Here is a 7425-nt window from a genome sequence, read left to right as displayed (position 1 = left end):
GCGCTGCTGCCCACGCCGAGCGACCCCGATCGTGCAGGCCATCCTCGTCCTGCACCACGTCGAGACCGACCGCTACGCAGGATGAAAAAGGCTCATTCTCGATGAACTCGGCCGTAACCTCGGCAAGCAACATCGCCGTGAGGCGGTCGCGCTGTTCGAGCAAATCGGGAAGGACCGCAACATTACCGTGGTTGGTGCGCTACAGGATGACATGGAGCGTTACGCCATCGAGGCATCTGGGCTCTATATCAAACTCCGTCGCCGCTCCGACAGCATGGCCTACAACGAAGCACCTGTCATCGTCGGAGACGACGCTAACCGTGCCCGCGTCGAACTGCTCCAGGAGTGGTTGACCTCCTACCGCCCCGCCGCCGACATCGCCAACGAAGAGTCCGATGAGGACGATTTGGATGACGATGCGGCGTGACCGAACCGTCGCACCAAACAGGGGAATTCCCCATGTCCGGCCACCCCGGCGTGCCCGAGGGACTTCGCGCCTATGCGCAGCCCACAAACGCCGACGGCACCTTCGACCATGACCGCGCCGGCCGTCCCAAAGTACGGCGAGTACACCTACGCGCGCACCCACCCACTCCACCACAGCGGCCGGACGGAGTCGTCAACGACGCCGACTGGTCCTGGGCCACCAGCGCGCCTCGTCGATGGAGCACCATCACGACCAAACTCGGTGATCGTGCCGATGACGTGGCACTGGCCCTGGCCCGAGCGGGATGCGTTGGCCTTGAACACGACTACCGATCAGGCAGGGTCTGCCATCCACCCCGTGGCTGGTCTCCTCATCCTGACCTGCACGCCGCCCGGCAAGAGCAAAACCGCCAGCGCGCTGCCCGCCGGGCCGCTCAGGACGAAGAAGCACGCCGCATCGCTGCCGAGCTCATTCACCGTCCAGCCACCGGGCCACTTGTAGCCATGCTCAGGGCACAAAGGGGCGGGCCATACCGTGACCACGTCATCGAGGCCGCCCGCGCACTCCTCGCCTCCGACACCATCACCGACACCAATAGGGCGGCCGCCCCGTGGGCCGCTGTGCGCTGGCTCAAGCGCGGAACGAAGTCAGACTACGACAGGGATCAAGAGCCGCTCGCTGAAGGAGGCCAGGGCGCGGTCTACAGCGGCATGCACAAATACACCCGCACCTCCATTGCGCTGAAGCAACTCCGCTACGCCGATGAGGACGCCCTACGCCGCATGCTCCGCGAGATCTCCTTCGGGCACCTCTACGGAGAGCACCCAAACGTCATGCCGGTCTTGGATTCCGACCCAGACGGGCGGTGGTTCGTCATGCCGCTCGCGAACGGCAGCGCAGCCAGCCATGCGGAACGTCTTAGGCGTGAAAGAGGAGCCCTCCGGGACCTCGTCACAGCTGTCTGCGAAGGGCTGCGCCGCCCACACACCGACGACAGAATCCACCGCGATATAAAGCCAGCCAACGTCCTGCTCCTCGACGGCGAATGGGTCGTAGCAGACTGGGGACTAGGCCGGCAGCCCCGAGGGGAAACCAGCATTCCGCGCCAAACTCGGACTGGCACCGGCTTCGGCTCCGAGGGATTCGCCGCGCCGGAGCTGTCGTCAGGAAACCCCCACAAAGTGACGGTCGCCGCCGACATCTACAGCATCGGGCGGCTCATCGCAGCCATCCTGACCGGGGAGCGACCGGAGCAGAATCTCCCACTGATGCCTCGCAGCGGACCGTGGGTAGCTGTAGTAGTGGAAGCAACCCGCCACAAGCCAACCGACAGGCCACAAGACGTGGACGAATTCCTCCGCCTGCTCAAGGACATCCCGTGACCGCTCCCTCGCCGTCCCGACCGAAAGGATCGTCTTGTCGATGACGCGCATTGCGCTCGAGCCGTACTTCCTGCACCAGGACCAGGCTCAGTCCCTACTCGGAGAGCACCGGACGGAATCCGCACGGGCGCGGGCGGCCCGCAGGAGCGATCCCGAAGCCGCACTGCCCTACGTGCTCGCCGCAGAACTCGCCCAGGCGCTCTCCTCCCTGGGAATCGGCGAACTGGCCAGGCGCGTTCTGGAGCGGGACCTACCTGCGGGGCAAGTCGTCGGTACCGAGCTGCAGTTTGAGTTCCAGCGAGACCGGGATCGCGACGCCCCAGGCTTCAAGCCAGCCAGCTTCACGGCGGTGCTCGACGCGGGCGAGCCTATGCGTGTCACCGGAACATTCAACGCGGCACGAATCGCCAGTTCCTCCGCGTCCGGGAGCCTCGCCGGGAACAGGCGGGTTTACCTGATCGGGACGGTCACCAATCTCAGCGCGGAGCAAGTCGAGCTCAGGCCGGTCTTCATCGGAATCAGGTCGTTCGTCGATGACGACCTTCCCGCCGGAGCTTCAGCGTCGAGAGCGCGGGTCTACCCCAGCGATATCGGCCAGTTCAGCGGCATCGACTTCGCATCTCCCTTCGCCGAGGCCGAGGGTGAAGCGGTGCTGCGTGTGCCGGAGGACACGGTGAAGCGCGCCTTTGCCGAGCTGCTCGGCGAGCCGTATGTTCCGAAGGACTGGGGTGGCGAACGCTCCGACCTCTATACCTCACGAGTGTTCGCCCGTGGGCGCCAGCTGTCGGCCGCTTGGCTGTTCAAGGGACCCGGCTTCCCTCGCGCGATGGACATCAAGGCTCTGGGCAAGAACGGTGACCAGATCGACCGGCTGTTCACCGAGCCCGCGGAGCTACTCGTTCTGCAGCACTGTCATCAGATCAAGCCCAGCGTGGTTGGCATGATGGATGCCTACGCCCACGACGCCCGGCACCCCCGTTTCTATATGATCATTGATGGGGCCGATACCGGACGCATATTGAGGTCTCTGGGCCTTCTCCCTGTAGCCCCCGCACGTCCGGCTCTGTAGATCCACAGGAGCCGGCGGCCGCTCGGCGCGGGTCGAGCGGCTCACCTGAGGTGGACTCTCATGCCGTGATCCAGGCGCGTTCGGCGTCCGCGATGATGAGGCAACGCGAGGATGCCCCGGCCGCTGGGCCGGGGCATCCTCGATCGTTTACTCTGAGGCGAAACTTGCTTCCACAGTTAGTGGTCGACCGGTCGCGCTTCGCATTTGCAGTTCTGTGACGTGCCCCCGGCAGGATTCGAACCTGCGCCCCCGCCTCCGGAGGGCGGTGCTCTATCCCCTGAGCTACGGGGGCTCAGCGACTGGAGAAGACTAGCAAACTCCTCCTGGGATCGCCGAATCGGTACTCCCGGCCGGTCGTGATCACCCTTGCGACCGGGGCCCGGACCGCTCCAGCCCTGGTCGTCCCTGGTGGGCGGGCTCAGGCGGCCACGGCCCGGCCGCAGCTCGGCAGCGGGTGCGGCACGATGCGTCGGGGCAGTCGGCGGGGCCACTCGTTGCGGGCCCAGGAGCCGTCCACGATCAGGTGCACCGTGCGCTGCTCGGCACCGCTGAGCCGCAGGACGAAGTCCCGGGGCAGCGTGGGGTCCAGCGAGGGTGTGGTGATCATGAAGCGGACCCGACCCCGGGAGGAGACCGCGGAGATCACGTCGGCGGCCGGCATGGTGCCGCGCAGGCGCACCCGGCCGAGCCAGTAGACCTCGGCTAGGTGCTCCTGGGCGGCCCGGGTGATGGCCGGGTACTCGCTGCGTACCCAGCGCTCGACCGCACCGACGCAGAGGCCGCAGGCCCGCTCGCGGGGCTCGCGGGGACCCAACCCCCAGGCCCGCAGGTACGCCCCGACCGCCCCGGTCTCCAGGGAGAGCCCGAAGTGCTGCTGGATCAGCGCTTGCAGGCTCTGTCGGGTCCAGAGCTCCTCGTCCAGGCCGAACTGGTCGGGGTGGACCCCCCGGAGGGTGTCGATCAGTTCCAACTCCTGCTCGCGGCTGAGCGTTCCCGGCTCGCCCTGCCGCTGTCCGCGACGGACGGCTGCCACCGTCCCGTCACCGCCGATGGTGTGGCGCCGGCACCAGCTGGTGACGGAACGCCGTGCGTCTCTGAGTGCAACCCCCACGTCCTGGACAACGAGTGCACTTCTCTCTAAGTAACCCCTAGAGGGAAAATCGGTCGTATGCCTCAAGTCGTGACGGAAACTCTGATCCCGGGCTTTCTGGGTTGTTCGTCATGGGGTAGCAATCCCGGGGGTGCAGACAAAACGGTGCCGCCCCGCTCATCCGAGCGGGGCGGCACCGGTCACGCCGTGGGTGCCGGCCTCAGCCGACGCCCTGCTGGAGCTTGCGCAGCTCGTTGATCTCCTTCTGCTGCCCCTGCTTCATCGACTGGGCCATCCGGACCACCTCGGGGCGGTCGGTGGCCTCAAGGACTCCGTCGGCCATGTGCACCCCGCCGATGTGATGCTTGATCATCAGGTCGAGGAAGAGTCGGTCGACCTCGGGGCCCTGGGCCTCGTGCAGGCTGGCGATCTCCTCGCGGGTGGCCATGCCGGGCATCAGGCCGTTGGCGTCCACCGTGACCCCGTCGGACATCCACTCCATCGACGGCCGGGAGCCGGTCGGCAGCAGATCCCACTCCTGCAACCAGCGCTGCATATGCCCGATCTGGGCCTGCTGGGTCAGGGCGATGTCGTACCCGATCTGCCGGACCGCCGGATCCTGGCCCTTGGCGTACGCGATCATGGCCATCTCCACCGCCTGGGCGTGGTGACGGGACATGTCCCGCGCGAACCCGGCCTCGGCCGACGTCTCACCCGGCGTGCGCCCGGCGTAGAGGGTCGCGGCCGTCCAGCCGGCCCCGAGCAGCAGCAACGCCGTCATGGCCAGGGTCAGGTAGCGCAGCATCGGGGACCCCGGCCGTGGCTGCGCCGAGGCGGCCCGCTCCTCGACCGCCGTCTCCTGCACCGCGCTGGGCATGTCAGCCGCCCATCGACGGCTGCATGTCACGCGGCTCCGTGCCGGTGCCGGTGGTGTAGTTGCCGGCGGAGCAGGTGGCGCCCGGCTCCACGGTGGCGTTCTGCGCCAGGGTGGTGGCGAACTCCTTGATCCGCGGGTCGTCGGCGCTGTCGACCTTGAGCTGGTAGCCCCACGCCTGGATCGAGACCGGCTTGTCGAGGCCCTCGTACGGGCTCATCATCATGAAGTCGTTGCCACGGATCACCTCGGCCAGCTTCTCCACGTCGGCGGCGGGCAGGTCGGGGCGGTAGGTGAGCCAGACCGCGCCGTGCTCCATGCTGTGCAGGGCGTGCTCGGCGGCGATCGGCGCGTCGTAGACGTCACCGAGGCAGCGCTGCCAGGTGTTGTTGTGCGGGCCGCCGACCGGCGGGCTCTGCGCGTACTCCTGCTTGCCGGAGCGGTGCTCCGAGTTGGAGATGGCCTCCGGGTCGGTCTCGCGGAAGTTGACGATGCCCTCGATCTGGGCCGCCTTCTCCTCCCAGGTCTGGGCGCCCCGGATGGCCGCCCAGGCGCCGTACCCGATGATCGACGTGGCGAGCACGCCGACGGCGACGAAGAGGGCGATCGGGCCCCAGGGCCGGCCCTGGCTGACCTTGACCGGGGTGATTGGCTTGCGTGGTCCCTTACCGCCCCCACCAGCACGTTTGGGTGTCGCCGGCTTGGTGGAGGCGGCCTTGGTGTCGGCGGCCGGCCGGCCCGCCGCCGGCTTCTTGCCGGTGCTGACCACGGTCGGGCGCCGCTGCGGGCCGCCCGGGGTGCTGATGCTCATCGGTCCTCGTCAGGTCGGTCGGTCAGGGGATTTGGCGGCCCGGCCCCCGATGCCGGGTCGCCGCCGCGGAGGCCGAGTCTACCCCCGATAACATGGTTCGGTGACTCCCGCAGAACTCGCCGAAGCTGTCCTAGCCGCCGCTCACGCCCTCTTTGCCGACCGAGGGCTGGACCGTGCGGCGCTGCCGGAGCAGACGACGGTCGAGCGACCGCGTAACCCCGAGCACGGCGACTACGCCTCGACACTGGCGTTGCAGTTGAGCAAGAAGGTGGGGGTGCCACCCCGGGATCTGGCCGCCGGACTGGCCGCCCAACTGGCCAGCACACCGGGGATCAAGTCGGTGGAGATCGCCGGTCCGGGCTTCCTGAACATCCGGCTGGACGCCGCCGCCGCCGGCCAGCTGGCCCGCACGATCGTCACGGCGGGCCAGGAGTACGGCCGGGGCGACACCCTGGCCGGTCTGAAGATCAACCTTGAGTTCGTCTCGGCCAACCCGACCGGCCCGGTGCACATCGGCGGGGTCCGGTGGGCAGCGGTCGGCGACGCGTTGAGCCGGCTGCTGCGGGCCACCGGCGCGCAGGTCGGCACGGAGTACTACTTCAACGACGCCGGTGCCCAGATCGACCGGTTCGCCCGTTCCCTGCTCGCCGCCGCCAAGGGGGAGCCGGCTCCGGAGGACGGCTACGGCGGGGCGTACATCGCCGAGATCGCCGATGAGGTGACCGCCCGACGGCCGGAGGTGCTGTCGCTCGACGAGGCCGCCGCCCAGGAGGTCTTCCGGGTCGAGGGCGTCGAGCTGATGTTCACCGAGATCAAGTCCTCGCTGCGGGACTTCGGGGTGGAGTTCGACACCTACTTCAACGAGAAGGACCTGCACGACCGGGGTGAGTTGGAGCACGCCCTGACCCGGCTGCGTGAGCAGGGGCACATCTTCGAGGCCGACGGCGCCACCTGGCTGCGGACCACCGACTTCGGTGACGACAAGGACCGGGTGCTGCGCAAGTCCAACGGCGAGTGGACCTACTTCGCCGCGGACTGCGCCTACTACCTGGACAAGCGGGAGCGCGGCTTCGACCGGGTCGTGATCATGCTGGGGGCGGACCACCACGGCTACATCGGCCGGATGAAGGCGATGGCGGCCTGCTTCGGTGACGACCCGGCCCAGAACCTGGAGATCCTCATCGGCCAGCTGGTCAACCTGGTCCGCGAGGGGGCACCGGTACGGATGAGCAAGCGCGCCGGCACGGTGATCACCCTGGAGGACCTGGTCGAGGCGATCGGGGTGGACGCTTCCCGGTACGCCCTGGCCCGCTACTCCAGCGACTCCCCGATCGACATCGACATCGAGCTGTGGACCCGGGCCACCCGCGACAACCCGGTCTACTACGTGCAGTACGTGGCCGCCCGGACGGCCAGCGTCGGGCGCAACGCCGCCGAGGTCGGGCTGACCCGGGGCGAGGCGGACGCCTTCCGCCCCGAGCTGCTCGACCACGACAAGGAGAACGAGCTGCTCAAGGCGCTCGCCGAGTTCCCCACCGTGGTCGCCGCCGCCGCCGAGCTGCGCGAGCCGCACCGGGTGGCCCGCTACCTGGAGGACCTGGCCGGGGCGTACCACCGGTTCTACGACAACTGCCGGATCCTGCCGCGTGGTGACGAGGAGGTCACCGACCTGCACCGGGCCCGGCTCTGGCTCAACGACGCCACCCGGGTGGTCATCGCCAACGGCCTGCGCCTGCTCGGCGTCTCGGCTCCGGAGAGGATGTAGTTCTCGA

At 68.4% G+C, this 7425-nt stretch carries 7 protein-coding genes, 1 tRNA gene and 1 pseudogene; 5 read left to right on the top strand and 4 right to left on the bottom strand.

The window, feature by feature from the left end; genetic code table 11:
* The 4 genes and pseudogenes from ACGFIK_RS23195 to ACGFIK_RS23180 all read left to right on the top strand — a co-directional run.
* Positions 1 to 85: pseudogene (locus ACGFIK_RS23195) on the top strand (IS5/IS1182 family transposase); the annotation flags it as partial.
* Positions 86 to 211: 126 nt separating this feature from the next.
* On the top strand, positions 212 to 427 hold the full coding sequence (locus tag ACGFIK_RS23190; protein WP_327024294.1) for a hypothetical protein: 216 nt from the start codon (positions 212 to 214) through the stop codon (positions 425 to 427).
* Positions 428 to 930: 503 nt separating this feature from the next.
* A complete protein-coding gene (locus tag ACGFIK_RS23185) occupies positions 931 to 1809 on the top strand; it encodes a serine/threonine-protein kinase (RefSeq protein WP_327024295.1) in 879 nt (292 codons plus the stop codon).
* A gap of 40 nt (positions 1810 to 1849) precedes the next feature.
* A complete protein-coding gene (locus ACGFIK_RS23180; RefSeq protein WP_327024296.1) occupies positions 1850 to 2878 on the top strand; it encodes a hypothetical protein in 1029 nt (342 codons plus the stop codon).
* A gap of 220 nt (positions 2879 to 3098) precedes the next feature.
* Here the strand turns inward: ACGFIK_RS23180 and ACGFIK_RS23175 are convergent.
* The 4 genes from ACGFIK_RS23175 to ACGFIK_RS23160 all read right to left on the bottom strand — a co-directional run bounded on the left by ACGFIK_RS23175 (position 3099) and on the right by ACGFIK_RS23160 (position 5653).
* Positions 3099 to 3170: transfer RNA gene (locus ACGFIK_RS23175), tRNA-Arg, on the bottom strand.
* 126 nt (positions 3171 to 3296) lie between these two features.
* The gene (locus ACGFIK_RS23170) at positions 3297 to 3989 is read right to left on the bottom strand and encodes a winged helix-turn-helix domain-containing protein (RefSeq protein ID WP_327024297.1); all 693 of its coding nucleotides are present in this window, start codon (positions 3987 to 3989) and stop codon (positions 3297 to 3299) included.
* A gap of 199 nt (positions 3990 to 4188) precedes the next feature.
* The gene (locus tag ACGFIK_RS23165) at positions 4189 to 4845 is read right to left on the bottom strand and encodes a DUF305 domain-containing protein (protein ID WP_327024298.1); all 657 of its coding nucleotides are present in this window, start codon (positions 4843 to 4845) and stop codon (positions 4189 to 4191) included.
* A gap of 1 nt (position 4846) precedes the next feature.
* Positions 4847 to 5653 (bottom strand): DUF3105 domain-containing protein, encoded by an 807-nt coding sequence (locus ACGFIK_RS23160; RefSeq protein WP_327024299.1) that lies wholly within the window; start codon positions 5651 to 5653, stop codon positions 4847 to 4849.
* A gap of 100 nt (positions 5654 to 5753) precedes the next feature.
* On the opposite strand from ACGFIK_RS23160, the gene argS reads away from it, so the two are divergent.
* A complete protein-coding gene (gene argS, locus ACGFIK_RS23155) occupies positions 5754 to 7418 on the top strand; it encodes an arginine--tRNA ligase (protein WP_327024300.1) in 1665 nt (554 codons plus the stop codon).
* Positions 7419 to 7425 lie beyond the last annotated feature (7 nt).

It is taken from the genome of Micromonospora sp. NPDC048871 (assembly GCF_043198155.1).
Lineage (GTDB): Bacteria > Actinomycetota > Actinomycetes > Mycobacteriales > Micromonosporaceae > Micromonospora.
This window is presented reverse-complemented; position numbering and strand designations above follow the sequence as displayed.